Raw genomic sequence first — 25,694 nt, 5'->3', positions numbered from 1 at the left:
GTGCGCATGCCTACGTACTCCTACGCGTGCACCGCGTGCGATCACGCGTTCGATGCGGTCCAGTCCATCCACGACGCGGCGCTGACCGAGTGCCCCGAGTGCACCGCGCCCGTGCGCAAGCGCTTCGGCTCGGTGGGCGTGACGTTCAAGGGTTCGGGCTTCTACCGCACGGACTCGCGCTCGGACGCGAAGACCGCCTCCAGCGCCTCCTGATCCCCCGACCGCCGCTCACCAGTGCGGCGGACGCTCCCGCTTGATCTCCTCGTCGCGGCTCGAGCCGCCGTGCGAGCCGCCCCAGCCCTCGTCGAGGTCCTCGCTCGCCCGCGTCGGGATGAGCGGGCGGCCGGAGCCGCGCGACGCCGGCCGGATGGGCGGCGGCGAGGGCAGGGACGATGCGTCGGTCGCGTCGGTCTCGGCAGGCGCCTCGTCCTGGTCGGACTCGGGCTCGGCGGCCTCGGCCTCGGGCTCCTCCGGCTCCCGCGCATCGGTCTCGTCGGTCTCGACGATCTCGTCGGTCATGGGCTCATCGTCCGCCTCGTCGGCGGCGCCCTTCAAGTCGAGCTCGGCCTGCACCTGCTGCAGCGCGCGCGTCTCGACCTTGTCGGCGAGGATCTGCTCCGCGAGCATCACCGAGATGCCGAGAGTGACGTCCGGCGCCTCGGGCTCGGCCGGGGTCTCGACGGGCGCGGCCGGGGGCTCCTCGGCCCGCAGCTCCGGGATCGCGCCGGTGACGTCGTCGACCTTGTCGAGGTCGAACACGTCCTCCGCGGGCACGCGGATCTCCGACGTCTCGACGCCGAGGTCCAGGGTGGGCTGCTCCCACACGAGCGGCGCCTTCTCGCGCTCGACCGCGTCGACGATCGCGGCGACGGCGGCCTCGGGGTCCATGAACACGTCGAGCGTCCACAGGGACACGACGGTCCAGCCGAGCGCCTCGAGGCTCGCGTACTGGTGGCGCATGCGATCACGCACGCTGGCCGAGCCGGTGCGCGCCGCCTCGTCCGTGACGACCGCGACGCGGTAGCCGCGGTCGTGACGACCGCCGACCACAAGCGGGATCGCGTCGGCGCCGGCGCCGTAGCGCACGTGCACCGCGTAGCCCTCGGCGCGCACGCGGCCGGCGATGTCGGCGAGCAGCCAGTCGCCCGGCGCGGGCTCGGGACGCTCCGGCGGAACCGGCTCGGTGGCCACCGCGAGCACGAGCTCGCGCAGGCCGTCGATCGCGTCGGCCTCGGCGCCCTCGGCGATCGCCGCGAGGTCGTCCGCGCCCAGCGCGGTGACGACCGTGAGGCGCTCGTGGCTCGCGACCACCGCCTGGGCGAGCGCCTGCGCGCCCCACTCCTCCGAGAGCGCGCCGAGCCGCGCAGGCAGCGTGCCCTGCGCGTCGCGGGCGTAGCCGAGGGTGAGGATCGCCTCGTCGACGTCGAGGCCCGCGGCGTTGCCGAACGTCACGACGGTGACGGCCTCGGCGAGGCGTGCGCCGCGCTCGTCGAGCGTGTCGCGGATCCGGGCCGCGTGGAGCTCGTTGCCCGCGACGATCGCGAGCGTGCGGCGCGGCATCGAGTGGACCACGCGGTCGGCGTGGTCGATCACGGCCGCGACCTCGGCATGCGTGGACTCGACGGCGCGCTCGCCCGCGGCGGCGGAGCCGGTCGCGTCGAGCACGGTCACGTCGAGCGCGTGCGGGATGCCGGCGGACGGCAGCGAGCTGAGCGAGCGCCCGTACGCGAGCGTGCCGAGCACGCCCGTGACGCGCGGGTCGCGCGGCTGCGGCAGCGCGTGCAGCGGCACGCGCGGGAGCATCTGCGCGAACACCGCGACGGCGCTGCGGGTCGCGGACTCGGCGTCGCCGACAACGACCACCTGGCGGGCCCGCGCGAGCGTCGGGACGGTCTCCGCGAGCGCGAGGGACTCGGCGCCGAACACGACCGCCACGTCGAGGCAGCGCGTCGGCGGGGCGAGGCGTGACACCTGCTCGGCGGTCGCGAGCGTGATGGGGCGCAGGGCGCTCACGAGCGGCTGGTGGTCGCGCCAGAGCTCGCGGTACGGCGCATCGGCGCCCTCGACGAGCGTGGCGAACAGGTCGCGCGCGAAGTCGGGGTGGCGGGCGATCGCGATGCGGCGACGCTCGGCGACGGCGCGCATGAGCGGCCCCACGCGGGCCTCAGAGAACTCGCGGTCGCGCACCAGGAACTGCTCGACGACGCGGCCGACCGCGCCCTCCTCCGTGAGCCGCGGGTCCGCGGACACGATCGCGTCGAAGGCCGAGGCCCACCACGCGAACTCGAGGTCGCGGCGCACCTGCTCGGGCGAGGCGTCGGCCTCGTCCCGCGCGGCCAGCTCGGCCAGCAGCGGGCCCAGGCCCGCGGACTCGAGGTCGCGCTCGACCGGCACCGCCTCGGCCGCCTCGAGCGTGCCGGGCACGCCCTCGGCGAGCCGCTCGAGCACCTCGCGGACGTGCTCCCACGGCTGGTCGAGCAGGTCGTCCTCGCCGGAGACCTGGGCGACCGGCCCCGCGAGTCGCGACCACAGCCGCAGCACGTTCTCGATGCGGTCCGCGTAGAGGTCGAAGTCGTCGGGCACGAGGGGCCAGCCGCCGGCCGAGCAGTGCGCGCGCCAGCGCAGCGCCTGCGCGTGCGCGGCGACGAGGTTCTCGTGCAGGTCGTCCTTGGTGCGCCCCGGGCGCAGCAGCTCGACGGCGCGGCGGCGGAGCGCGCGACGGTCGCGGCGCGCGAGCGCGCCGGCCTGCGGGGTGCCGAGGGGCGCCGTGGCGGCGACGAGGTCGTGCAGCGAGCGGTGGAAGACCGCCGGCGAGAAGATCTCCAGCGTCGCGCGCAGGTCCGTGAAGAGGCCCACCTGGTCGGCCCACGCGGCGATCGTGGGCGCCTCGTCCATCCCGGTCTCGTGCGCCGCGATCTGCGCCTCGGCGCGCATCTTGGGCACGTGGCGCACCACGAGGGTCGCGAGCGCCTCGTCGAGGCGGGCGCCCTCCTCGGCGTCGTCCGTCACCTCGGACCACCACGGCACGAGCACGGTCGTCGCCTGCGAGGTCGTGGGCGCGGGCTCCTCGGGCGCGGCGTCGGGGCGCAGGCGTTCGACGATCGCCTGCGCGACGGACGCGAAGCCGTGCTCGGCGACCAGCGCGGCGGCCTCGGCGCCCAGGCGCAGCTGGGTCTGGGGCGCGGGGGAGGTGGAGATGAGGCGCACGACGGCCTGCACGGCGTCGTACGCGCTCACGTCCCAGGGACGATGCGGGCGGTGGAGCGCGTCGAGGCGCGTCTCGAGCTCGTGGCGCGCCGTGAGGAGGCTCTCGCCCGCCGCGCGCAGGCGCTCGTCCTCGACGTCCTCGACCCCCATCGTCATCGAGGTCAGCAGGCGGCGACGGGCGGTCTCGTTCCACGACGCCACCGCGCCGGACACGTACGCCTCGGACACGCCGACGCGGTCCAGGCGCTTCGCGACCGCGCGCACCGACTGCTCGGTGCCACCCACGGCCATGACGGCGCGACCGGAGGCCGCCGCATCGGCCACGATGGCCGCGACGGCGCCCACCGGGTCGGATCCGGGCGGCGCCTGCAGGAAGACCGAGCGGCCGGTCGCGATGAGGTCGAGCGCGGCGAACTCGACGTCGTCGAGGTCGCCGACGCCGCGCTCCGCGAACGGGTCGCGGTCGCCCACGGGGAAGGCGGGGAGCGGCTGCGCGAGCAGCGCCTGCGCGTCCTGGTCGCCCGCGGTGGCCGCGAGGATGTCGGACGCGCCGATGACGGGGTCCATGTCGTCGAGGTCGTCGAGGAGGCGCTGCTCGGGGTCGTCGAACGCGCCCACGAACAGGCGGTCCACGACCTCGATGCCGGGGAACGCCTCGCCGAGCGTGCGGACGTGCTGCCACAGCGGGCGCGGGTCGAACTCGAGGCCCGGGCCGGCCTGCGGCAGGAAGCCGGCGAGGCCGGTGTCGACGCCGCGGTCGCGCGCCTCGGTGAGGAACACGGGGTTGACCGCGACCTCGTCGAGCATGGTGAGCAGGACGTCGCCCTGGCGCGCCGGCTCGAAGTGGACGGGGCGCATCACGAGCGGCATCTCGCGGCGGCGGCCGTCCTCGTCCCACGCGACGGTGCCGATGACCATCGCGGCGGTCCACACGCCGGTCGCGGCCTTGACGCGCTCGGCGTTCTCGCGGATGAGGCGGATGCGGTGGAGCGCCTGCGCGTACAGCTCGGGGTCGCGGATGAGGACGCCGAGAGAGGTGGCGCGGCCGGCGAACAGCGGGGCCAGCCCGCCGGGATGCGAGCCCCGCAGGTCCACCGTGGTCGTCTCGCTCAGCGCGAGGTCCCGCAGCGGCGAGACGGTCGCCAGCTGCTGGAGCTGCTCCCTCCATTCGCGCAGGGCGTCCGCGACGAGCGCGCGCCCGATGTAGTCGACCACCGTCCTACGGTAACGGTCCGGTCACGGCGCTTCCGCGCACCACGCCGCCGCCCGCCGGGCCCACCCGCGACGCGCATCGTCCACGCATCCCGGACAGACCGGAAAAAGAGACAGTGCGCGCCGACTTGTGCAGCCGACACGCACTGTTGTGAGGATTGTGGGACCACGGGTGGCCCCCCGTCAAACCCGCGATGTGAACGTCACCATCGTCCCTTATCGGAGCCTTCTGAGCGCCTCGCGCAGCGGCGGCACCACGACGCCGGCGGCGGCCATGTCGGCGCGCGCGAGGCGGCGGTTGCGCAGCACCCCGGCCATCCCCATGACCCACGGGATGAGCAGCGTCGCGAACGCGATCCGGTATTCGTCGAGCGTGTAGGTCGCGGCGCCGTCGGGCGAGACCACCTGCAGCGTGACGCCCACGAGCACGATGCCGAGGATGGTCGACACGAAGCCGCCGACGTTCACGAAGCCGGTCGCGGTGCCCATCGCCTCCTCGGGGCCGAAGGTGCGCGCGTAGTCGAGCGCGATGAGGGACACGGGGCCGCCCGCGCCGATCACCGCCATGAGCACGCCGAGCTCCCACACCGGGCGCGGCGTGGACGGCGCGAGGATCGCGACCCACGCGGCAGCCGTCGCGATGGCGGAGCCGATCACCAGCCAGCTGCGGCGCAGCGGATGGCGCGCGGTGAAGGAGCCAGCGAGCGGGCCCGCGGCCATCTTGGTGAGAGTGATGACCATGAGCAGCGCGCTCGCCTCGGCCAGCGACAGGCCCTGGGTGGAGACGAAGAACGGCACGCCCCACAGCAGCGCGACCGTGTTGGCCGAGCACAGCGACAGGAAGTGCGTCCAGAAGCCCAGACGCGTGCCCGCCGGGCGCGAGGCGACGCGGATGGACTCGCGCAGGGACGATGCGGGGGCGGCGACGGTGCGCGTCCCGGGGTCGGCGGGCGGCACCCGGATTCCCCGGAACGCGAGCGCGGCGACGGCAAGGGTGGCCGCGCCGAGCACCGCGAACGTGGCGCTCCACCCGAGGTCGCGCAGCAGCCACGCGACGGGGATGGAGGTCGCGAGCTGGCCGGCCTGCCCCACGAGGCCCGTGACCTGCACGAGCACCGGCACGCGGCGAGGCGGGAACCACAGCGGGATGAGCCGGCACGCGGAGATGAAGATGGGGGCGTCGCCCGCCCCGATGAGCACGCGCGCGAGGATCGCGAGCGGCAGGCTCGTGGTGACGGCGAGCAGCGCGGTGCCGGCCGCCATCAGCAGCGCGCCGCCGATCATGAGCCGGCGCGCGCCCCAGCGGTCGAGCAGCGCGCCCGCGGGCAGCTGCAGCGCCGCGTAGGTCGCGACCTGCGCGATCGCGAGGATCGACAGCCACGCGGCCTCGATGCCGAAGCGGTCGAGCGCCGCGACGCCGGCGACGCCGAGCGCGGTGCGGTTGACGATCGCCACGAAGTACAGCGCCATGCCGGAGATCAGCACGAGCCAGGCCGCCCGGGGCGCGCGGGCGCGCATCGTGGGCGCGGGCGGCTGGGTCACGGGTCCCTCCGAGGGTCGCCTCACGGTACGGCGCGACCGGTCCCCGCGCGTCGGACCTCGGACCCAGGTTCAGCGACGGCGGCGCAGCGCCTCGCGCAGCGGCGGCACCACGACCCCGCCGGCCGCCATGTCGCGACGTGCCAGGCGGCGCGAGCCGATCACGCCGGCGACGCCGACCGCCCACGGCACCGCGAGCACGCCGAACGCGATCCGGTACTCGTCGAGCGTGTAGACCGTCGCGCCCGGCGCGGACACGAGCTGCAGCACGAGGCCCACGAGCAGCACCGCGAGGATGGTCGCGGAGAAGCCGCCGACGTTGACGAAGCCGCTCGCGGTGCCCAGCCGGTGGCGCTCGGAGAACGTGCGTGCGAAGTCGAAGCCGACCGCGGACGCGGGGCCGCCGAGCCCGATCGCGAGGGTGAAGAGCGCGAGCTGCCACATCGGCCGCGGGGTGTCGAAGGCGAGCAGGGTCGCGAAGGCGGCGAAGGTCAGCGCGGCGGAGCCGAGCACGAGCCAGCTGCGCCGCAGCGGATGGCGGCCGGTGAACCAGCCGATCAGCGGGCCGCCGGCCATGGCGGAGAAGGTGAGGCACGTGAGCAGCAGGCTGGCCTGCGCGGGCGTCTTCTCCTGCGCGGTCACGAAGTAGGGCACGCCCCACAGCAGCGCCAGCGTGTTGACGGGAAACAGCGTCACGAAGTGCGCCCAGAAGCCCAGGCGCGTGCCCGCGGTGCCGGCCGTGCCGCGCACGGCGGTCCACATGCGCTCGCCGATCGCGATGCCGCCGTCGCCGGGCGGGGTGCGCAGGCCGAGCCCCGCCGCGATGCCGACCGCGACGCTCGCGGCCGCGATCACCGAGAACGTGACCGACCAGCCCGCGGCGTGCAGCAGCGCGGCGACGGGGATCGCGCTCGCCAGCTGGCCCGCCTGGCCGATGAGGCCGGTGGTCTGCACCAGCATCGGCACACGACGCGGCGGGAACCACAGCGCGATGAGCCGGTTGGCGCCGATGAAGATGGGCGCGTCGCCCGCGCCGATGAGCACGCGCGCGACGAGGGCGAGGGGCACGTCGTGGGTGAACGCGAGCATCGTCTGGCCGGCCGCCATCACGAGCAGGCCGGCCGTCATGACGATGCGCGCGCCGTAGCGGTCCATGAGCCGCCCGGCGGGGATCTGCAGCAGGGCGTACGCGGCGACCTGCGTGACCGACAGCATCGCGAGACCGGTCGCCTCGAGCCCGAACCGCTCGCTCGCCTCGACGCCCGCGACGCCGAGCGCCGTGCGGTTGACGATCGCGACGAAGTACGCGACGACCGCCGCGCCGTACACGGCCCACGCCATGCGGGGCGCGCGCACGCTCTCGCTCATGGTGCCTCCGGGGACGCGGGCGGACGGGCCCGCCCGGCCAGTATCCCCCTGCCCGGGCGGCCCCCGTGACCGCGCATCGTCCCTACAGCGCGAAGGCCGCCTCGAAGCCGGCGTTGATCGCGTCGCCCACCTTAGCGGGCTTGACGCAGTCGCCGACGGCGACGGCGCCGCGCGCCTGGAGCGCCTCGACGAGCGCGGTCGCGGGGCGCACGCCGAACGCGCTCACCACCGTGTCCGCCGCTATCTGGACGGGGCCGTCGGGGCCGTCGACCTTGACGCCGGCGGCGTTGACCTCGACCACGCGGTGGCCGGTGAGCAGCGTGACGCCGGCCTCGGCGAGGTCGCGGAGCAGCGTGATGCGGTTGATCATCAGCAGGTCGGGGGCGATGCCGTCGGCCATCTCGACGACGGTGACGTCGTGGCCCTTCTCCTGCATCTCGAGCGCGAAGTCGGCGCCCGAGAGGCCGCCGCCGCAGACCACCATGCGGTGGCCGAGGGAGGCGCCCAGGTGGGCGTCGATGACCTCGACCACGTTGTCGCCGTCGAGGCCCGGGATCGGGGGCGCGACAGGCTCGGTGCCGACGGCCACGATGATGGCGTCGGCGGAGTCGAGCTCGGGCGAGTCGGCGGTGATCTCGGTGCCGAGGTGGACGGTCACCGGCAGGTCCTTCAGCTGGCGCTCCCACCAGAAGATCATGGAGCGCAGCTCCTTCTTGAAGTCGGGGGTCGCGGCGGGCCACAGCACGCCGCCCAGCTGCTCGCCCTTCTCGTACACGTCCACCGTGTGGCCGCGCAGGGCGGCGACGCGCGCCGCCTCGAGGCCGGCCGGTCCGGCGCCCACGATCGCGACGCGCTTGGGGGCCGCGGCGGGCGTGAGGACGCGCTCGCGCTCGAGGCCGACGGTCGGGTTGACCGCGCAGCCGAGCGGCTTGCCGACGAACGCGTTGCCCACGCACAGCTGGTTGCAGCGGATGCAGGGGCGGATGTCCTCGCGACGGCCCTCGGCGAGCTTGGCGGCCCACTCCGGGTCCGCGATGAGGGCGCGGCCGATGCCGGCGAAGTCCATCTCGCCGTTCGCGATCGCGGACTCGGCGCGCTCGGGCGTGAGGTTGCCGCAGCCGAGGACGGGGATGGTGAGCGCGTCCTTGAACATCTTGACGGAGCCCATCATGCAGTTGTCGCCCAGGTAGTACGGCGGGAAGACGTAGTCCATGGCCTCGTACGAGCCCTCGTCGATCATCAGCAGGTCGAGGCCCGCGGCCTCGAGCTGCCGCGCGATCTCGACCGACTCGGCCGGGGTGCGCCCGCCCTCGAAGTGGTGGTCGACGGACAGGCGGAAGCTCACGGGCAGGCCCGGGGCGCCCTCCTTGACGGCCGCGATGATCTCCGCGGCGAAGCGGCAGCGGTTCTCGACCGAGCCGCCGTACTCGTCGGTGCGGCGGTTCCACACCGGCGACAGGAACTGGTCGATGACGTAGCCCGTGTGGCCGTGGATGTCGATCGCGTCGATCCCGGCGACGGCGCAGCGCGCCGCCGCCTCCTTGAAGCGCTGCACGATGACCTTGATCTCGTGGGTCTCGAGCGGGCGGCACCGGACGCTCGGGTCGAGCCAGTGCGGGTTGTCGGACGCCGAGATCGGCAGCCGCTCGGGGTCGATGTTGTTGATGTTGCGGCCCAGGCCGGCGGTGAGCTGGACGGACACGGCGCCGCCGCGGGCGTGGAACGCCTCGGCGAGCTTGGTCAGGCCGGGGATCGCGGCGTCGGTGTCGACGCGACCGAGCCCCTCGTTGATGACCTCGTAGTCGTCGGTGACCGCGTTGATGCCGGTGCACACGAGGCCCGCGCCCTTGGCGCGCTCGGCGTAGTACGCGACCTCGCGGTCGGTGAGGTGGCCCTCGTGGTCGCCCATCTCGGTCCCCATCGGGACCATGATGACGCGGTTGCGCAGCTGCAGGCTGCCGAGCGAGACGGGCTCGAGGACGTGGCTGAAGGCGGTGGCGGGCACGGGTGACTCCTGGGGGATGGGTGGTCGTCGATGACGCTAATGAACATATGATCAATAGTTCACGTCAGCGAGGGACCAAGGTCACCGCCGCATCGTCCCTCCGCGCCCCGCCGTGCGCCTCTCCACACAAGAAGTGCATCTGTCCACCAGCGACCCCCGTTCCCTGCCGGAGGTTGCATCGGAACGGAGGATTCCGAGCCGCGCTGTGTGGAGAGGCGCTACGGGGTGACCTCCAGGGCCGCCGCGAGGCGCGGGTACACCCGCATCGCGTTGCCCGCGTAGATCGCCTCGCGCTGCGCATCGGTGAGCGCGGCGGCGTCGATGTAGCGCTTGGTGTCGTCGAAGTACTGACCCGTCTCCGGGTCGATGCCGCGCACCGCGCCCACCATCTCGGACCCGAACAGGATGTTCTCCGTCGGGATCACCTTCGTCAGCAGGTCGATGCCTGGCTGGTGGTAGACGCACGTGTCGAAGAAGACGTTGCCCATGAGGTGCTCGGAGACCGGCGGCTGCTTCAGCATGTCGGCGAGCCCGCGGTAGCGGCCCCAGTGGTACGGCACCGCTCCCCCGCCATGCGGGATGACCAGCCGCAGGGTCGGGAAGTCGGCGAACAGGTCGCCCTGGAGCAGCTGCATGAACGCCGTGGTGTCCGCGTTCATGTAGTGCGCGCCGGTCGCATGGAAGGCTGGGTTGGCGGACGCGGATACGTGGATCATGCCGGGCACGTCGTGCTCGACCATGCGCTCCCACAGGGGGTACCAGTAGCGGTCGGTCAGCGGCGGCGCGGTCCAGTGGCCGCCGGACGGGTCCGGGTTGACGTTGCAGCCGATGAACCCCATCCCCACGCAGCGGTCGAGCTCGGCGATCGACGCCTCGAGGCCCTCGCCCGGCGACTGCGGGAGCTGGCACACGGGTGCGAAGACGCCGGGAAACAGGTCGACCACGCGCGCGATGAGGGTGTTGCACGCCTCGGACCACGCGATCGAGGTCGACAGGTCACCCTGGTGGTGGCCCATGACGGAGGCGCGCGGCGAGAAGATCGTGACGTCGGCGCCCCGCTCGCGGATGAGCCGCAGCTGGTTCGACTCGATGGTCTCCCGGATCTCGTCGTCGGAGATCTCGGGGTACGCCGGGGCGGCCTCGCCCGCCTTCCACGCGGCGAGCTGCGCCTCGCGCCACGCGGCGTGCGAGGCCGGCGCGGTCGTGTAGTGGCCGTGGCAGTCGATGATCATCCGTCACCCTCCTCGTACAGCCCCGCCGCGAGCCTGATGGCATCGACGAGCGCGGGGGTGGTCTCCTGCGGCAGCACCTCGCCGAACTGCGCGGCCCACCGCTGCCGCTCGACCGTCGCCGACGCCATCCATGGCGTGATGCCGGCCTCGGCCACGGTCTGGGCGGCCTCCTCCATCTCCTCCGCACGGCGCCCGCCGTGCTGGAGCGAGCGCGACATGAAGTAGCCGGCGATCGCCTCCCAGTCGGCCTCGGGGAGGATGTTGGACAGCGACGCGATGACCTCGCGGTCCACGCCGTAGTGGCGGGCGGCGAGCAGCGACTCCGACAGCAGCGCCTCGAGCCCCTTCACCACGACCGAACGGCACAGCTTGGTGGCCGCGGCCACGCCGATCTCCTCCGATCCGACCGTGGCGGCGGTGATCCCGAAGCGGCCCGCCGCCTCGGCGAAGCGCTCCGCATGCGGGCCGCCGAGGATGAACGGCGACGCGAGCCGGCGCGGCTCGATCGGCGACATCAGGGCCGCCTCGACGTAGCGGCCGCCGGCCGTGTGCACCTGCGCGGCCGCCTCATGCTTGTGGCCCGGCGAGCTCGAGTTGAGGTCGAGGTACCAGGCGCCGGGCGCGATCGCCGGGGCGACGGACGATGCGGCGGGCACGCAGTTCATCGCGGTCACCGCGGACACGACGAGGTCCGCGCCCGCGACCGCCTCGGCGGCGCTCGCCGCGGGGGTGAGCGCGAGCACACGCGCGTGATGCGAGGCCTTGCTGCCCGGGTCGGCGAAGGCCGAGTCCCACGCGGTGATGTCGGCGAGCCCCGCGCCGCGCAGGTCCTCGACGAAGACCCGCCCCACCTCTCCGAGCCCGATCAGGGCGACCTTGGGCATCATCATGACGGCTCCTTCGCGACGGGCACCGATGCGCTGCGCGGGTGCACGCGCCCGTCCATGATCATGCGGGCGGTGCGGATCACGCGGGTCTCCCCCACCGCGCCCGGATCGCCGGGGACGGGGTCCACGTGCAGGTCGAGGAAGCCGGTGGGGTGCTCGACGCGCAGCGGCGCCCCGTCCGGCGGGAGCACCGCGAGGCCGTCGGCGACCGTCCCCGCCACGCGGAGGCCCGCGGCGATGGAGGCCGCGCCGAGCACGCCGATGGCCTCGTGCACGCGGAACGGGATGAAGCTGCGGGTGCGGATCGCGCCCCCCTCCGCCGGCGCGGAGAGCAGCACGATCTTCGGCGTGGTGGTGGACTCGGGCGTGCCGTCGATGCCCATGAGCGGGAAGGCCGCCTCGCGGATCTCGGCCACGCGTCGCACCACCTCGGGGTCCGCCTCGAGCGCGGCCGGGTCCTCGTCGCCCACGATGCCGAGGTCCGCCGCACGCACGAGCACGGACTTCATGCCGTTGTCGATGAGCGTCGCGTCCACCCCGGCGATGCGGTCGACCGGGTTGCCGGTGGGCAGCAGCGCACCCGCCGCGGGCTCGACCGCGACCTCCACCGGCGCGGCCGTCCCGGGGACCCCGGAGATCTCGGCGTCGCCGTCGTACGTGACCTCGCCGCCCGGCGTCCGCACGGTCAGCGCCGCGACGGTGCCGGTGTTGACCATGCGCACCCGCACCACGGTCGCGCCGTCGCGCGCGGGCACGAGGCCCCGCTCGATCGCGAACGGCGCCACGGCCGCGAGGATGTTGCCGCACGTCTGCGAGGTCGACACGACCGGCTTGTCCACCGCGACCTGGAGGAACAGGTAGTCGATGTCCGCCGCATCGTCCCCCGCGCGGCTCACCACGCCGACCTTGCTGGTGAGCGGGTGCGCGCCGCCGAGCCCGTCGATCTGACGGAGGTCGGGGCTGCCCATGATCCGCAGCAGCAGGTCGTCGCGCGCGGCGGGATCCGCGGGCAGGTCCTCCGCGAGGAAGATCCCTCCCTTGGAGGTGCCGCCGCGCATGAGCGCGCAGGGGATGCCGGTCATGCGGGGTCCGCCTCCGGGTGCCGCCGGTACGTGACGCCCAGGTCCGCGAGCACCGGCCGCATGCCGTAGCGGTCGAGGCCCAGCTCGCCGCCGACGAACGCCTGCCGCGTCGCCTCCTCCTTGTCCAGGCGCGCGCGGGACTTCACCAGCGCATCGTCCGCCTCCTGGCGGGGCACCACGACGAGCCCGTCGTCGTCGGCGACCACGATGTCGCCCGCGTCGATGACCTGGCCACCGACGACGATCGGCACGTTGATCGCGCCGGGCGTGCTCTTGACGGTGCCCATGACGTTGATGTGGCGCGCCCACACCGGGAATCCCATGTCGCGCAGCTCCTGGGTGTCGCGCACGCCCGCGTCGATGATCGCGCCCACCACGCCGCGGCGCTGGAGTCCGGTCGCGAACAGCTCGCCGAACATGCCGTGCGAGGACGGCTCGCGGGTGGTGACGACGAGGATGTCGCCGGGACCGCACTGCTCGATCGCGGCGTGGATCATGAGGTTGTCGCCGGGCCAGCTCATCACCGTGACCGCGGTGCCCGCGACACGCGTGCCCTGCTGGATGGGACGCAGCGCGGAGATCGACCGCGTGCGCCCCATCGCCTCGTGCACGGTCGCGACGCCGATCGTCGAGAACGCCTCGACCGTCTCGCGGGGCGGGCGCGGCGGGTCGGTGAGGATCACGGTCTCCACGTCAGGCCTCCTCGGGGGACGATGCGGCGGCGGGCGGGGCGGCCGGGGCGTCCGGCCGGTCGCCGCGCTTGGCGCGCTGGATGAGCTCGTACACGTGCCCGCGCAGCTCGCCGAAGTGCGGGTCCGAGCGGGTGGTGAGCTGGTCGCGGTCGGCGGGCAGGTTGACCCGCACGTCCTCCATCAGCACCGTGGGCCGGTTCGACAGCACGATCACGCGCTCGCCCAGGTAGACGGCCTCGTCGATGTCGTGGGTGACGAACAGCACCGTGACGCCGAGGTCCTTCCACAGCTTCCGCACGAGGTCCTCGAGCTCCGCGCGGGTCTGCGCGTCGACCGCGGCGAACGGCTCGTCCATCAGCAGGACCGACGGCTGGAAGGCGATCGCGCGGGCGATCGCGACGCGCTGCTGCATGCCTCCCGAGAGCTGCCAGGGGTGCTGCTCGGAGGCCTCGGTGAGCCCCACCTCCTCGAGCGCCCGGTCGACCTTCGCGCGCCGCTCGGCCTTGGCGATGCCTTTCTCCTTGAGCGGCAGCTCGATGTTCTGACGCACGGTCATCCACGGGAACAGGCTGCGGCCGTACTCCTGGAAGACGACGGCCATGCCCTCCGGCGGGCCGACGACGACCTCGCCGTCGAGCACCACCTCGCCGGAGGTGAGCTCGAGCAGGCCCGCGATCGAGCGCAGCAGCGTGGTCTTGCCGGCGCCCGAGGGGCCGACCACGCAGACGAGCTCGCCGCGGCGGATGCCGAAGTCGAGGTGACGGATCGCCTCGACCTGGGGACGCCCAGGGGTGTCGTAGGTCTTCTGCACGTTGCGAAGGTCGAGCGCCACGTCCGTGGTCGCAGCCGCAGGGGCCTTCGCGGTGCGGCCCGAGAGCAGGGTGGTGATGGACATGGTCACACTCCTCGTTCGATCTGACGCTGCCCGACGTACCAGGCGAGCATGCGGTTCTCGACGATCTTGAACACGGTCGCGAGCAGGACTCCGATGAGACCGAGCACGATCACGCCGGTCCACATCTGGGGGATGGCGAAGCTCCGCTGGAACTGGACGATCGCGGCGCCGAGGCCGCGGTTGGCCCCGAAGAGCTCCGAGATCACCATGAGGATCACGCCGATGGACAGGGACTGGCGGGCGCCTGCGAAGATGCGCGGGCTCGCACCGGGCAGGATCACGAAGACCAGGCGGCGCCACGGGCTCAAGTGATAGCTCTTGGCGGTGTCCCCGAGCACGGGCTCGAGGCCACGTACGCCTTCGACCGTGTTGAGCAGGATGGGCCAGAGGCAGCCAAGGGCGATGGTGACGATCTTGCCGAGCCAGCCGGTGTAGCCGGCGAACAGCGCGATGATCGGCACCAGCACCGGCGGAGGGATCGCGCGGAAGAACTCGAGGACCGGCTCGGAGAGGGCGCGGAGCGTGGGCGACAGGCCGATCGCGGTGCCGAGCGCGACGCCGAGAACCACGGCGATGCCGAAGCCGATGCCGAGGCGGGCGAGCGACGGGAACACGTCGCCGACGATCCGGTCCCAGGTCCACGTGGTGGGGAACGTCTCGAGGATGGTCTGCAGCGGCGGCCAGAACGGGTTGGTGGAGTTCGCCGAGCCGAACCACCAGGCTGTCAGCAGGATCGCGGGGAGGCCGAGCGCGTAGCCCGTCGCCTTGAGGAACCTTGTCATGACTGCTCGCTCCTCACCGAGGGGTGCCACCAGAGGGCCTTGCGCTCGACGAACCGTGCGAGCAGGTTGACGGCCACGCCGATGAGGCCGATGACGATGACCAGCGCGTACGTCTCCGGCACCGCCCCGGAGCTCTGCGCGATGCCGAGCTCGCGGCCCAGCCCATCCACGCCGATCACCAGCTCGGCGGTGATCTCGAGGATGAGGGCCACCGCAGCCCCGAGCTTGAAGGCGGTCATGATGTACGGCAGCGCCGTGGGGTAGATGACGGACCGTGCGATCCGGATCGGCCCGAACTGATAGGAACGCGCGGTGTCACGGGCCACCGGGTCCACGTCTGCCACGCCGTAGAGGACCTGGACCAGCACCTGCCAGAAGGCCGCGTAGAGCACGAGCACGAACGCGGACTGGGGCCTGGTGCCGAAGATGAGGATGACCAGCGGGATGAGCGCCACCGAGGGGATCGGACGCAGGAACTCGATGGTGGAGCTGGTGAACTTCCTGAGGAACGGGATCGAGCCGATGACGAAGCCGACCACGATGCCGAGAGCCATGGCCGCGGCGAGACCGATCGCCCAGCCGCGCACCGTGAGCCACAGCGCCTCCCAGAACCAGCCCTCGCCGAGCATGGCGAACAGGGCCGCGTACATCTCGGTGACGGGCGGGAGGAAATCAGGGTTGACGATGCCGGTGCGGGACAGCGTCTCGGCTCCCACGAGGACGAGGATGACGCCCGTGACACCGAGCCAGAGATCACGGCTGCGACGCAGCCTTCGGGAGCGGTTGGCGGCCCGCGACCGGGCGGGCGGTGCCAGCGTGGCTGGGGTCGAGGACACGGAAGGCCTCCGATTCGACGGCGGACCGTCGGGTGGGATGAGGGGTGGGAGCCGGACGATGCCGGCGGGCGGGAGCCCGGGGCCGCGGCCGGGGATGCCGCGGCCCCGGTCCCGCTACTTGAGGTTGGACAGGTCCGGGATGTCGGTGAGCATCCCGTCCTTCACCGCGAGCTCGGCCTGCAGATCGATCGATGCGGCGTCGATCTCGGTCGGCCAGCCCGGCAGCCGCACGGCGTTCGCAGTCTCCTCATCCATCTGCGTGTAGGTCAGCACGATCGCGCGGACCTCATCAGGGTTCTCGGTGGCGTACGCGAACGACTTGGCGAGCGCCGCCTCGAAGCCCGCGACCACCTCGGGGCTCTCGGCCGCGTAGTCGGACGAGGTGAAGTACTCGGCGATCATGAACGTCGGGCTCATCGCGAGGAAGTTGGAGCCGATGCTCACGAGGTCCTGGTTCACGCCGGCCGTGCGGAAGGGCTCGACCACCTGGCCTGCGTCGATGTCTCCCGACACGATCGCGGGGACGATGTCCGGGAACGGCAGCTCGACGAACGTGACCTTCGTGGGGTCGCCGCCGTCGTCGCGCACCATCTGGTTGATGGTGGCGGTGTTGACGTTGGCGAGCGCGTTGACGCCGACCTTCTTGCCCTCCAGGTCCTTCGCGGTCGCGATGCCGGAGTCGGCCGTGGTGAGCACCGCAGCCATGTCCTCCTCGGTGCCGTTGGTCGATGCGCCGGGACCGACGGCCTCGAGGCCCACACCGTTGGCAGTTCCGAGGATCAGCGAGGTGGCGTTGCTGAACCCGAACTGATAGTCGCCCTGGCTGACCGAGGGGATGATGAACGAGCCGCCCTGGGCAAGCTCGAGCTTGAGGTTGAGCCCCTCCTCCTCGAAGAAGCCCTGCTCGACGCCGAGATAGATCGGCGCCACATCGAGGATGGGGATGAGACCGACCGTGACGTCGACGGTCTCCATCATCGCACCGCCGGTCTCGGACTCCATGGGCTCCGCCGACTCGCTGCTGCCGGTGCCACCCCCATCCGAGCTGCAGGCGGTGAGCGCGAGGACGCCGATGGCGGCCACCGCTCCGAGCGCGGTCCTCATGCGGACCGACAGGGACTGAACGTGCATGGGGCTCCTCCTTGAGACCCGCGCCCTCTTCTTTGAGGACGTGGCACCCCCCACGCTAACAGGATTGTCGACAATCTTGTAGCCGATATTGGCAACGTTTGTGTCACGACGCCGACCGAGTCGCGCGGCGCGACCTTGGCCGAGCCCCTAGCGGATGGCGCGCAGCGCCTCGATCACCGAGGCGATGTGGGCGCGCATCGCCGCCTCGGCGGCGTCGCCGTCGCGCGCGACCACGGCGTCGATGATGGCCTGGTGCTGCCATACCGAGACCTTGGAGCGGCCGGGCTGGCGCGACAGCGCGAACTGGTGCCGCACCATCTGGCCGTGGAGGCGGGCGATGATGTCGTTCGCCTTCTCGTGACGGGCGATCTCCCGGAGCGACGCGTGGAGGCGCGCGTTGAGGTCGCTGTACTCCGCTACCTCGCCGGCCGCGACGGCCGCGTGCATCTCCCGGCCGATCGCCGCGAGCCCCTCGGCCTCCGCATCGTTCGCACGCTCGGCGGCGCGGCGCGCGATGAGGCCCTCGACCACCTGGCGGACCTCGCTGATCTCGACCGCCTCCTCGATGCCGATCTCGCGGATGCGGGCGCCCACGTTGCGCTGACGCTCGACCAGGCCGTCGGCCTCGAGCGCCTGGAGGGCGGCGCGGACGGAGAAGCGGCTCGCGTCGAACTGCTCGCACAGCTCGGCCTCGACGAGGCGCTGGCGCGGCGCGAACTCACCGCGCAGGATGGCGGCCCTCAGGTCCTCGAGCACCCGTGTGTCCGCAGCCATGGGACCCTCCTCCCGTGAGCGTGGGGCGGCGACGCTGCCACCCCATGCGATCGACAATATTGTCGACAATACTCCGCGAACGCGCATCTTCCGGACACCACGCACGGAGTTCGCCGCGACACGCCGGGGATACCAGGCGCCGCGCCCCGATCCGGCCCGCGTGTCGGGACCAGCTCCGTTCGGAGTGTCGGGGCGATCGTCGCCTGAGGGAATAAAACGATGCCGTTCCGTGTCCGATTTGTGACAATTGTTGGACTCCGCCGACGGTGCTGAGGCGTCGTGCACCCCCCGACGGAAGGCCTGACCCGTGCCCCGAACCCGCGTGCCGCTGCTCGCCGCCCTCACCCTCCTCGCCGCCGCCGGCATCGTCCCGGCGGCGGCCGCCGAGACCCTCAACCCGCTCCACGACTCGATCCCGGCCGCGACGAGCGGCGTCGGACCCATCTCCGCGGCCCACGACGCGGACTTCGACGTCGACACCCCCGACGTCGACGTCACGGAGGCGCCCGCACCCGACCCCGGCTATGCGTTCGACGTGCGGCTCACCGGCCACCAGGAGGCGCTCGACCTGTGCGCCGGCTGGGTATTCGAGGACTTCGTCGCGGGCGACGTCGTGTCCGCGCACAACCACTGCGGCGGCGACGTGGTGCTCGACCTCGAGGTCGGCGATGCGGTCACGCTCACCGGCTACGCCGCGGGCGAGTACGAGATCACGCAGCTGCTCACGGTGCCCAAGTACACGCCGGCGTCGGTGCTCGCGGGCGGCCTGTGGATGCAGACCTGCCTGTGGGACGGCGTCAATATGCGCCTCGCCCGCCTCACCGCGGCCTGACCCCACCCGTGCGCCTCTCCACACAGGTGGAGCACTCCTCCACACGAACCGCAGGATGTGAACGGGCACATGCCCGACGAGGGCACGATTCCGAGCCCGCTGTGTGGAGAGATGCACGGCGACGATGGGGGCCGCTCAGGCCCCCTCGGCCACCGCATCGTCCCGGCGCGCGGCGGGCACGACGGTCGGGTCGTCGAACATCGGGGTGAGGCCGTGGCGCGCGGCGCCGACCAGGCCCGCGCGACGGCCCAGCCGGCCGGACTCGATCGTCAGGGGCGCGAGACGCTCGGTGCGCGGCGCGAGCTGCATCTGGATGCCCGGCTCGAGCCAGCGGCGCATGCCCGCGAGGTAGCCGCCGAGGACCAGCTCGGTGGGGTTGACCACGTCGTAGACGGATCGCACGGCGGCGCCGAGGATGTCGCCCGCGCGCAGCGCCACGTCCACGGCCCGCTTCTCGCCGCGGTCCAGGCGGGCGCGCAGCTCGTCCATCGCGGCCTGCCGGCCCGCCATCTGCGCGAGGTCCATGAGGCGGGCGGAGGTGAGCAGCGCCTCGGGGCCCAGGTACGCCGACAGGCAGCCGTTCGCACCGCACACGCACGAGCGTCCGCGCCAGTCGACCGTGACGTGCCCGAGCTCGCCGCCGTAGCCGCGGCCGCCGGTGAGGATCCGCCCGTCCGCGATGACGCCGCCGCCGACGCCGAACGCCACCGAGCCCTCGACATAGAGCATCACCCCCGGGCGCGGCATCGGCAGCGCCGAGTGCTCCGCGAGCGCGGCCGCGTTGGCGTCGTTGACGACCTCGACTCTCACATCGGCAGGCACACCCGCCGCGTGGATGAGGTCGACCAGGCCCAGGTGTCCCCAGCCGAACTCGGCCGTGTCCGCGATGCGGTTGTCGCTGCCCACCGGGCCCGGCATCGTCACGACGCACGCGAACAGCACCGCGCCGTGCTCGGCGGCGCGCTGCTGGGCGCGCTCGACCAGCTCCGCGATCGCGTGCGCGACGTCGCCCGGCTGGCCCCACGCGAGCGTGACGCCGCGCGACGACGAGTCGAGCAGCAGTCCCGCGCTCGAGTGCAGCTCGCCGGTGACGCGCGTGCGCTCGATGCGGACCGCGAGCGCGAGGCAGCGGTCCGGGACGGCCTCGACCATGACGCGCGGGCGGCCGCGCCGGCGCGCCTCGCTGCCGCCGCCGCGCACGTCGCGCACGAGGCCGCGGTCGTGCAGGTCGGCGACGAGGTTCGTGACCGAGGCGGGCACCATGCCGGTCGCGTGCTCGATGTCCTTGCGGGTGAGCGTGCCGTGGTCGCGCAGCAGCCGCATCACGATGCCCAGGTTGTGCGAGCGCAGCGACGACGGGTCCGCCGCGGCCTCGCCGGTCAGGCGCGCGACGGGGCGCGCCGCGGCGTCGCGGCCGGCCCCAGGCACCGTCCCCATGGTGAGCAAGGTTACGCGCGCCGGGATGCGTCCCGGGCCGCCGCTACCGGGGGCGTCGGGACGATGCGGAGGCGCACGCGAGGCCGAAGCGCAGCAGCGGCAGCGTGGCGTACAGGCGCAGGTGCTCGCGAGGCGGGAGGTCCTCGTCGAAGAAGGCCAGGATGCGCGGCGCGGGGTTGCGTCGGAGCAGCGTCTCGAGGAAGGCGCGCGCCTCGGCGGGGTCGGCGCGCGCGACGCGCAGGAGCGCGGCGTCCTGCGTGCGCGGCCAGCGACGATGCACCGCCGCCCGGCCCGGGTAGCGTCCCGCCGCGAGCGCGGCCGCGATCGCGGCGCTGTGGCGCTGGATCCGGCCGAACGCGTAGCCCGTGGAGGCCTTGATCATCCCGGCGCGCGCGCCGATCGGGACGACCGGGCCCTCGGGCGCCGCCGGCGGGCGCACGCGCAGCGGGATTGTGCCCTCCTCGCGCGCGACGATCCGGTGCCCGCCCACGCGCAGGACGTCGCGGAGGTAGGCCGAGAGGTGGGGGTCGTGCGGGATCGCGGGCGCCTCGGGTGCCGCGTAGACGGTCCGCTCGACCAGCGCCGTCCGCGCGGACGTCGGCAGCACGTACACGAAGGCGAGCCCGTCCTCCTGGCCGGTGCGGAAGTCCATGAGCGTGACCGCGCCGGGGTCGAAGGCGTCGCGGTCCGTCTCGACGTGCAGGCCCAGGAGGTCCAACCGGGCGTCCGGGTCGGGGACGGGTGCCGCCGCGCCGGGCCCCACCGAGTCGAAGACCCAGCGGGCGCGCACCGCGCGCGCCCGGCCGTCCGGGTCCTCGTACGCGACCTGGACCCCCGCATCGTCCACCGCCAGGGTGCGCGCGGTGCCGCGCAGCCGCCGGTAGCCGGGCCGCGACGCGACGAGCCGGGTGGCGGCCTCCGCGAGCGCCGGTCCCGTGGCGACGCGGTAGGCGTACGGGCCGAGGTCGAGCCGTCGCGACCAGCCCTCGCCCGCGACGTCCGCCGCGCCGAGCGCCGTCGACGCCGCGCCGTCGAGCAGCCCGCCGCCGGTGCTCCACCACGCCCACGAGCGGTCCTCGAGGGGCTGCGCTCCGTCGTCGAGAAGCACGACGTCGTCGCCCCAGCCGGCGGCCGCGAGGTGCGCGGCGAGCGACAGGCCCGCGGCACCCCCGCCCACGATGACGGCGTCGACCGTCGCGCGGCCCGGCACGGGTCAGCCGCCGTGCGCAGGGATGAGGCTGAACGCGTCCTCGTCCTCCTGCGCGTTGTGGAGGCGCAGCACGGCGTAGAGGCCGTAGAGCAGCCGGCGCAGCTCGACCACGTCCTCGGGGCCGGCGGCGTCCGGGCCCTCGCCGACGGCGTCGAGCAGCCGGCGCAGCCGCACCACCTGGTGCTCGATCTCGGCGTGCGAGCGGCTGAGCGCGGCGACCGCGTCGTGGCTTCCCAGCGCGCGGGCCACGAGCGGGACCAGCCGCTCCTCGTCGGCCCGCTCGTGCGGGACGAGCTCCGTCTCGAGCGCGTCGAGGAGGTCGCGCGCGGGCGCGAGGTCGGGGGCCGTGCTCGTGAGCCGGTCCGCGACGGAGGCCACCCGCTCGACGAGCGGCGAGAGGCCGTCGTGCTGCTCGCGCAGGGCCGCGAGCGTGGCGCGGTCGACCTCCGACAGCGCGGGGGCACGGTCGCGCCCCGGCAGCACCGCGCGCAGCGCGATGAGGATCGCGAGCAGGTCGATGACCTCCTGCAGCGCCGCGCCCACCGTGGGCGCGAGGTAGCCCATCGCCGCGGCGATCATCGCGACGAGCGACAGCCCCATCCCGACCGACACCGCCTGCAGCGCGATCCGGCGCGAGCGGCGGGCGACCCGCATGGCGTCCGCGAGCGCCTCGACGCGGTCGACCGTGAGCACCACGTCGGCGGCCTCGGACGATGCGGTGGCGCCGCGGGCGGCGAGTGCCACACCCACGTCGGCGGCCGCGAGCGCGGGCGCGTCGTTGATGCCGTCGCCGACCATCACCGTGGTGCCGTGCTCGCGCGCGAGGGCCAGCGCGGCGAGCTTGTCCTCGGGCGTGCACTCGGCGAGCACCTCGTCGACGCCGACCACGCGGCCGACCATCTGGGCCACGTCCGCCCGGTCGCCCGTCGCGAGGACGATGCGGCTGACGCCCGCCGCGCGCAGCGCCCGGATCATGCGGGGCGCGTCTGGGCGGACGGGGTCGTGCAGCAGGATCGCGGCGGCCGGCTCCCCGTCGACCTCGACGAGGACGCTCATGGAGCCGTCGAGGTCGGCGCGGCGACGCACCTGGCGCGCCCACCGGTCGGGCTCGGGACCGGTGATCCACGACGGCCGGCCCACGCGCACGCGGCAGCCGTCGACGGTGCCCGCGACGCCCTGGCCGTGGACCTCCTCGGGCGCCTCCGGCATGGTGAGGGTGAGGCCGCGCGCGAGGGCGGCCTCGACGATCGGTCCGGCGAGCACGTGCGCCGACAGCTGGTCGAGCGACGCGGCGAGGCGCAGCGCGTCGTCCGCGTCGCCTCCCTCGGCGGGGACCAGGTCGCTCACCTCGGGGCGGCCGCGGGTGAGCGTGCCGGTCTTGTCGACCACCATCGCCCGGCCCACCGCGAGCCGCTCGAGCGCTCCCCCGCCCTTCACGACGACGCCGAGCCGGGCCGCGCGCGACAGTCCCGACACGATCGCGATGGGCGCGGCGAGCAGCAACGGGCACGGCGTCGCCACCACGAGCACTGCGACGGCGCGAACGGGGTCGCCGGACACCCACCACGCCGCGCCCGCGAGCGCGAGGGTGAGCGGGACGAAGGCGATGGCCCAGCGGTCGGCGGTGCGCACGAACGGCGCCGAGGTCGCCTGCGCCTCCTCGACCAGCCGCACCAGCGCGGCGTAGGTGGAGGTGGCGGCGGTGGTCGTCGTGACGATCTCGACCGGGGAGCCGGCGTTGACCACGCCGGAGCGGACGTCCTCGCCCGCGGCGCGCTCGACGAGCACGGACTCGCCCGTGAGCGCCGACTCGTCGAACGTCGCGGCGGCCGTGAGGCGCCCGTCCACCGGGACCACCTCGCCCGGGCGGACCAGCAGGTGGTCCCCGATCGCCGCATCGTCCACCGGCACCTCCTCGATGCCGTCGGCGGTGAGGCGGCGCGCGGTGCGGGGCGCGCGCTCGGTGAGGAGGCTGAGCTCGCGGCGGGCGCGCGCGGCGGCGCGGGCCTCGAGCACCTGGCCCGTGGCGAGCATGAGGGTGATGATCGCGCCGGCGAGGGGTTCGTCGACCCACAGGGCGCCGGCGAGCGCGAGCACGGCGATCACGTCGACCGTCGGGCGGCGGTGGATCGCGGCCGCGACCGTGGCGGGGAGGATGTAGAGGAGGCCGAGGACGGTGCCGGCGATCCACAGCGCGGACGCGGCGTCGGGGGCGGAGGTCCACCAGGCGACGGCGCCGCCGGCCAGCAGGAGGCCCGAGACGACCAGCACGATCATCTCGAGATGGCGCCGGACCGTCCCGACCATGTCACCACGTTATGCCTCGCGCGGCGGGCGCGGGTGGGACGATGGTCGGAACCCGACCCGATGGTGCGCCTGGCCAGATTCGAACTGGCGACACCCGCTTTAGGAGAGCGGTGCTCTATCCACTGAGCTACAGGCGCGAGCGTGGGATACGCGGACCAGGGTACCGGCTGCGCGCGGGGCGACCCGCGGATCGTGCCGCCGGAAGCCCAACCCGCGCCAGCGATACCGCTGACGGTGCGTTTTCGGGGGCCCCGGGTCTCAGCCGTACCGCTGACGGTGCATTCGCGCTCAGAACACCTCGTGCACGTGCTCCCGGCAGTACGTCTCGTAGATCTGCTCGAGCCGGTCCATGGTCTCCGCGGGGAGCTCGGGGAAGTCCGCGGCGGCCGCGTTGGACTGCGCCTGCGACACCTTGGACGCGCCGGGGATCATCGTCGCGACGCCCACCTGCGCGAGCCAGCCGAGCGCCATCTGCGCCGTGGTCCAGCCCTCGGGGGTCAGCGCGGCGACCTCGCGCGCGGCCTGGACGCCCACCTCGAACGGGATCCCGGAGAACGTCTCGCCGATGTTCATCTTCGACCCGTCACGGTTCCACGTGCGGTGGTCCTCGGGCGCGAACGTGGTGTGCTCGTCGTACTTGCCCGACAGCAGCCCCGACGCGAGCGGCAGGCGCGCGATGATGCCCACGCCCCGCTCGGCGGCCAGCGGCAGCACGCGCTCGAGAGGCTTGCGGCGGAAGATGTTCACGATGATCTGGATGGTCGCGAGGTCGGGCTGCTCGAGCGCCGCGAGGGCCTCGTCCACGAGCTCCACCGAGACACCCCAGCGCGCGATCGCGCCGTCCTGCTGCAGCGTGCGGAGGTCGTCGTAGACGCGCTGCTGCTCGTACACCGACGAGGGCGGGCAGTGCAGCTGCACGAGGTCAAGGGTCTCGACACCGAGGTTCTCGCGCGAGCGGTCCGTCCACCGGCGGAAGTTGTCGAGCGTGTACGCGCTGTCCTCGTGCGGGGTCGCGCGGCGGCCCATCTTGGTGAAGACCACGAAGTCGTCGCGGTCGTCGCGCCCGGCCAGGAACCGGCCGATCGCCTTCTCCGAGCGGCCGTCGCCGTACACGTCCGCCGTGTCGAACAGGCGCGTGCCGGCGTCCGCCGAGGCGGTGAGCACCTCCTGCGCGGCCTCGTCGCCCACGGTGGCCCAATCGCCACCCAGCTGCCAGGTCCCCAGACCCACCAGCGAGATCTCACGTCCCAGGTTCGGCACCATCGTCGTCCTCATGGTTCCACCGTAGCGGCGCCGAGAGGTGCGGAAGGACGATGCGGCGGCCTGGGGAGCGCGAGCCGCCCGGAGACGCAGCGAGGGCCGCCACCTTGCGGTGACGGCCCTCGCGACGCGGATGCGATCAGGTGACGCGGACGTAGACCTGGCCGGTCTGCCAGATCGCGCGGAACTGGATGGTGGTGCCAGGCGTCGCGGCGTCGATCTGCAGGTTCGGGCCGGCGTAGATCGCCACGTGGCCCGGGGTGACGATGATGTCGCCCGGCTGCGGCGTCGACACGCGGGTGCCCACCGAGTAGTACGAGCCCGAGGAGCGCGGCAGCGAGATGCCGAGCTGGCCGTAGACGTAGGACACGAAGCCCGAGCAGTCGAAGCCCGACGGCGTGGAGCCGCCCGAGACGTAGGGCACGCCCACGTACTTCGAGGCCTCGGCGATCACGGCGGAGCCGGAGATCGCGGCCTGGACGTCGGCCGAGGGAGTGGTGGTGGTCTCGACGCTCGACACGGTGGTCGCGGTGCTGGTCGTCGACTCGTACGAGGTGGTGTCCTCGACGACGACGGGCTCCGGCTCGGGCTCCGGCGGCGGCGGCACCTTGACCTTCACCGTCGGGGTGTCGATCGTGTACGCGTCCTTCTTCTTCGAGGCCGTGGTGACCTCGGGGATGTCCGCGATGTCATTGCTGTAGGCCGTGTAGGCCGCGGCGTCGAGGCGGGCACCGGAGTCGGCGGACTCATCGGTGACCAAGGCTGCAGCGGCGGCTCCTGTGAGGGGGACGACCACGAGTGCTGCACCCGTGGCCGCGGCCACCGCGCGCGTCTTGGCGCGCATGTATCCGTACTTCAATGTGTTTTCGTTCCTTCCGCGCCCCGTGCGCGTCGATGTTTCTGCACCCTCAGCGCTCGCGTCATCTTCGAGCGTTTCGTCTTGGTCGGGGCGCCGTGGAGGAGGTCTCCATGCCGTCGTGGCCGTTCGTTGTTATCGAAAATTTAT

The 25,694-nt window shown here is 73.4% G+C and carries 20 protein-coding genes and 1 tRNA gene; 2 read left to right on the top strand and 19 right to left on the bottom strand.

What is annotated here, in order from left to right; translation table 11 throughout:
- Positions 1-6 precede the first annotated feature (6 nt).
- Positions 7-213, top strand: coding sequence for an FmdB family zinc ribbon protein (locus tag AOM02_RS02785; RefSeq protein ID WP_062311061.1), 207 nt, complete (start codon positions 7-9; stop codon positions 211-213).
- A 15-nt stretch (positions 214-228) separates the two neighbouring features.
- Here the strand turns inward: AOM02_RS02785 and AOM02_RS02780 are convergent, their stop codons facing one another.
- From AOM02_RS02780 to AOM02_RS02720, 13 genes are all read right to left on the bottom strand, one after another.
- Positions 229-4,422, bottom strand: a complete 4,194-nt coding sequence (locus AOM02_RS02780; protein ID WP_062296424.1) for a PDDEXK-like endonuclease domain-containing protein — start codon at positions 4,420-4,422, stop codon at positions 229-231.
- A 213-nt stretch (positions 4,423-4,635) separates the two neighbouring features.
- Positions 4,636-5,961, bottom strand: a complete 1,326-nt coding sequence (locus AOM02_RS02775; RefSeq protein ID WP_228373757.1) for an MFS transporter — start codon at positions 5,959-5,961, stop codon at positions 4,636-4,638.
- A 69-nt stretch (positions 5,962-6,030) separates the two neighbouring features.
- Positions 6,031-7,326 carry an MFS transporter gene (locus AOM02_RS02770; RefSeq protein ID WP_062296422.1) on the bottom strand — a complete coding sequence of 432 codons (1,296 nt, stop codon included), beginning with the start codon at positions 7,324-7,326 and terminating at the stop codon, positions 6,031-6,033.
- An 82-nt stretch (positions 7,327-7,408) separates the two neighbouring features.
- On the bottom strand, positions 7,409-9,331 hold the full coding sequence (locus AOM02_RS02765; RefSeq protein WP_228373756.1) for an oxidoreductase: 1,923 nt from the start codon (positions 9,329-9,331) through the stop codon (positions 7,409-7,411).
- 218 nt (positions 9,332-9,549) lie between these two features.
- Positions 9,550-10,563 (bottom strand): amidohydrolase family protein, encoded by a 1,014-nt coding sequence (locus tag AOM02_RS02760; protein ID WP_062296417.1) that lies wholly within the window; start codon positions 10,561-10,563, stop codon positions 9,550-9,552.
- Entirely contained in the window at positions 10,560-11,453 is an 894-nt protein-coding gene (locus AOM02_RS02755; protein WP_062296415.1) for an NAD(P)-dependent oxidoreductase, read from the bottom strand. Before AOM02_RS02755 ends, AOM02_RS02760 begins: the two co-directional genes overlap by 4 nt.
- Complete coding sequence (locus tag AOM02_RS02750) at positions 11,450-12,532, bottom strand: PrpF domain-containing protein (RefSeq protein ID WP_062296413.1); 1,083 nt, start codon at positions 12,530-12,532, stop codon at positions 11,450-11,452. Before AOM02_RS02750 ends, AOM02_RS02755 begins: the two co-directional genes overlap by 4 nt.
- The gene (locus AOM02_RS02745; RefSeq protein WP_062296411.1) at positions 12,529-13,224 is read right to left on the bottom strand and encodes a 4-carboxy-4-hydroxy-2-oxoadipate aldolase/oxaloacetate decarboxylase; all 696 of its coding nucleotides are present in this window, start codon (positions 13,222-13,224) and stop codon (positions 12,529-12,531) included. Before AOM02_RS02745 ends, AOM02_RS02750 begins: the two co-directional genes overlap by 4 nt.
- A 1-nt stretch (position 13,225) precedes the next feature.
- Positions 13,226-14,119, bottom strand: coding sequence for an ABC transporter ATP-binding protein (locus tag AOM02_RS02740; protein WP_062296409.1), 894 nt, complete (start codon positions 14,117-14,119; stop codon positions 13,226-13,228).
- 2 nt (positions 14,120-14,121) lie between these two features.
- Positions 14,122-14,901 carry an ABC transporter permease gene (locus AOM02_RS02735; protein WP_062296407.1) on the bottom strand — a complete coding sequence of 260 codons (780 nt, stop codon included), beginning with the start codon at positions 14,899-14,901 and terminating at the stop codon, positions 14,122-14,124.
- On the bottom strand, positions 14,898-15,737 hold the full coding sequence (locus tag AOM02_RS02730) for an ABC transporter permease (protein WP_082099585.1): 840 nt from the start codon (positions 15,735-15,737) through the stop codon (positions 14,898-14,900). Before AOM02_RS02730 ends, AOM02_RS02735 begins: the two co-directional genes overlap by 4 nt.
- Positions 15,738-15,851: 114 nt before the next feature.
- Positions 15,852-16,868 (bottom strand): ABC transporter substrate-binding protein, encoded by a 1,017-nt coding sequence (locus AOM02_RS02725; protein ID WP_062296405.1) that lies wholly within the window; start codon positions 16,866-16,868, stop codon positions 15,852-15,854.
- Between the two features lie 147 nt (positions 16,869-17,015).
- Positions 17,016-17,642, bottom strand: coding sequence for a GntR family transcriptional regulator (locus AOM02_RS02720; protein ID WP_062296403.1), 627 nt, complete (start codon positions 17,640-17,642; stop codon positions 17,016-17,018).
- 307 nt (positions 17,643-17,949) lie between these two features.
- Here AOM02_RS02720 and AOM02_RS02715 point away from each other — a divergent pair, with 307 nt between their 5' ends.
- On the top strand, positions 17,950-18,474 hold the full coding sequence (locus AOM02_RS02715) for a hypothetical protein (protein WP_156156053.1): 525 nt from the start codon (positions 17,950-17,952) through the stop codon (positions 18,472-18,474).
- A 135-nt stretch (positions 18,475-18,609) separates the two neighbouring features.
- Here the strand turns inward: AOM02_RS02715 and AOM02_RS02710 are convergent, their stop codons facing one another.
- The 6 genes from AOM02_RS02710 to AOM02_RS14710 form a co-directional block, all read right to left on the bottom strand.
- Entirely contained in the window at positions 18,610-19,911 is a 1,302-nt protein-coding gene (locus tag AOM02_RS02710; RefSeq protein WP_062296398.1) for an ROK family transcriptional regulator, read from the bottom strand.
- A 43-nt stretch (positions 19,912-19,954) separates the two neighbouring features.
- The gene (locus tag AOM02_RS02705) at positions 19,955-21,121 is read right to left on the bottom strand and encodes a lycopene cyclase family protein (RefSeq protein WP_062296396.1); all 1,167 of its coding nucleotides are present in this window, start codon (positions 21,119-21,121) and stop codon (positions 19,955-19,957) included.
- Positions 21,122-21,124: 3 nt separating this feature from the next.
- Positions 21,125-23,428: a heavy metal translocating P-type ATPase gene (locus AOM02_RS02700; protein ID WP_062296394.1), complete on the bottom strand. Its 2,304-nt coding sequence runs from the start codon at positions 23,426-23,428 to the stop codon at positions 21,125-21,127.
- Positions 23,429-23,489: 61 nt separating this feature from the next.
- Positions 23,490-23,565: transfer RNA gene (locus tag AOM02_RS02695), tRNA-Arg, on the bottom strand.
- A 151-nt stretch (positions 23,566-23,716) separates the two neighbouring features.
- The gene (locus AOM02_RS02690) at positions 23,717-24,703 is read right to left on the bottom strand and encodes an aldo/keto reductase (protein WP_062296392.1); all 987 of its coding nucleotides are present in this window, start codon (positions 24,701-24,703) and stop codon (positions 23,717-23,719) included.
- A 124-nt stretch (positions 24,704-24,827) separates the two neighbouring features.
- Positions 24,828-25,532 carry a C40 family peptidase gene (locus AOM02_RS14710; RefSeq protein ID WP_082099584.1) on the bottom strand — a complete coding sequence of 235 codons (705 nt, stop codon included), beginning with the start codon at positions 25,530-25,532 and terminating at the stop codon, positions 24,828-24,830.
- Between the last annotated feature and the right edge of the window lie 162 nt (positions 25,533-25,694).

The sequence above is a fragment of the Demequina maris genome (assembly GCF_000971155.1).
GTDB classification, from domain to species: domain Bacteria; phylum Actinomycetota; class Actinomycetes; order Actinomycetales; family Demequinaceae; genus Demequina; species Demequina maris.
Note: the sequence above shows the minus strand (reverse complement) of the source record. Positions and strands in the feature narration are given on the sequence as shown.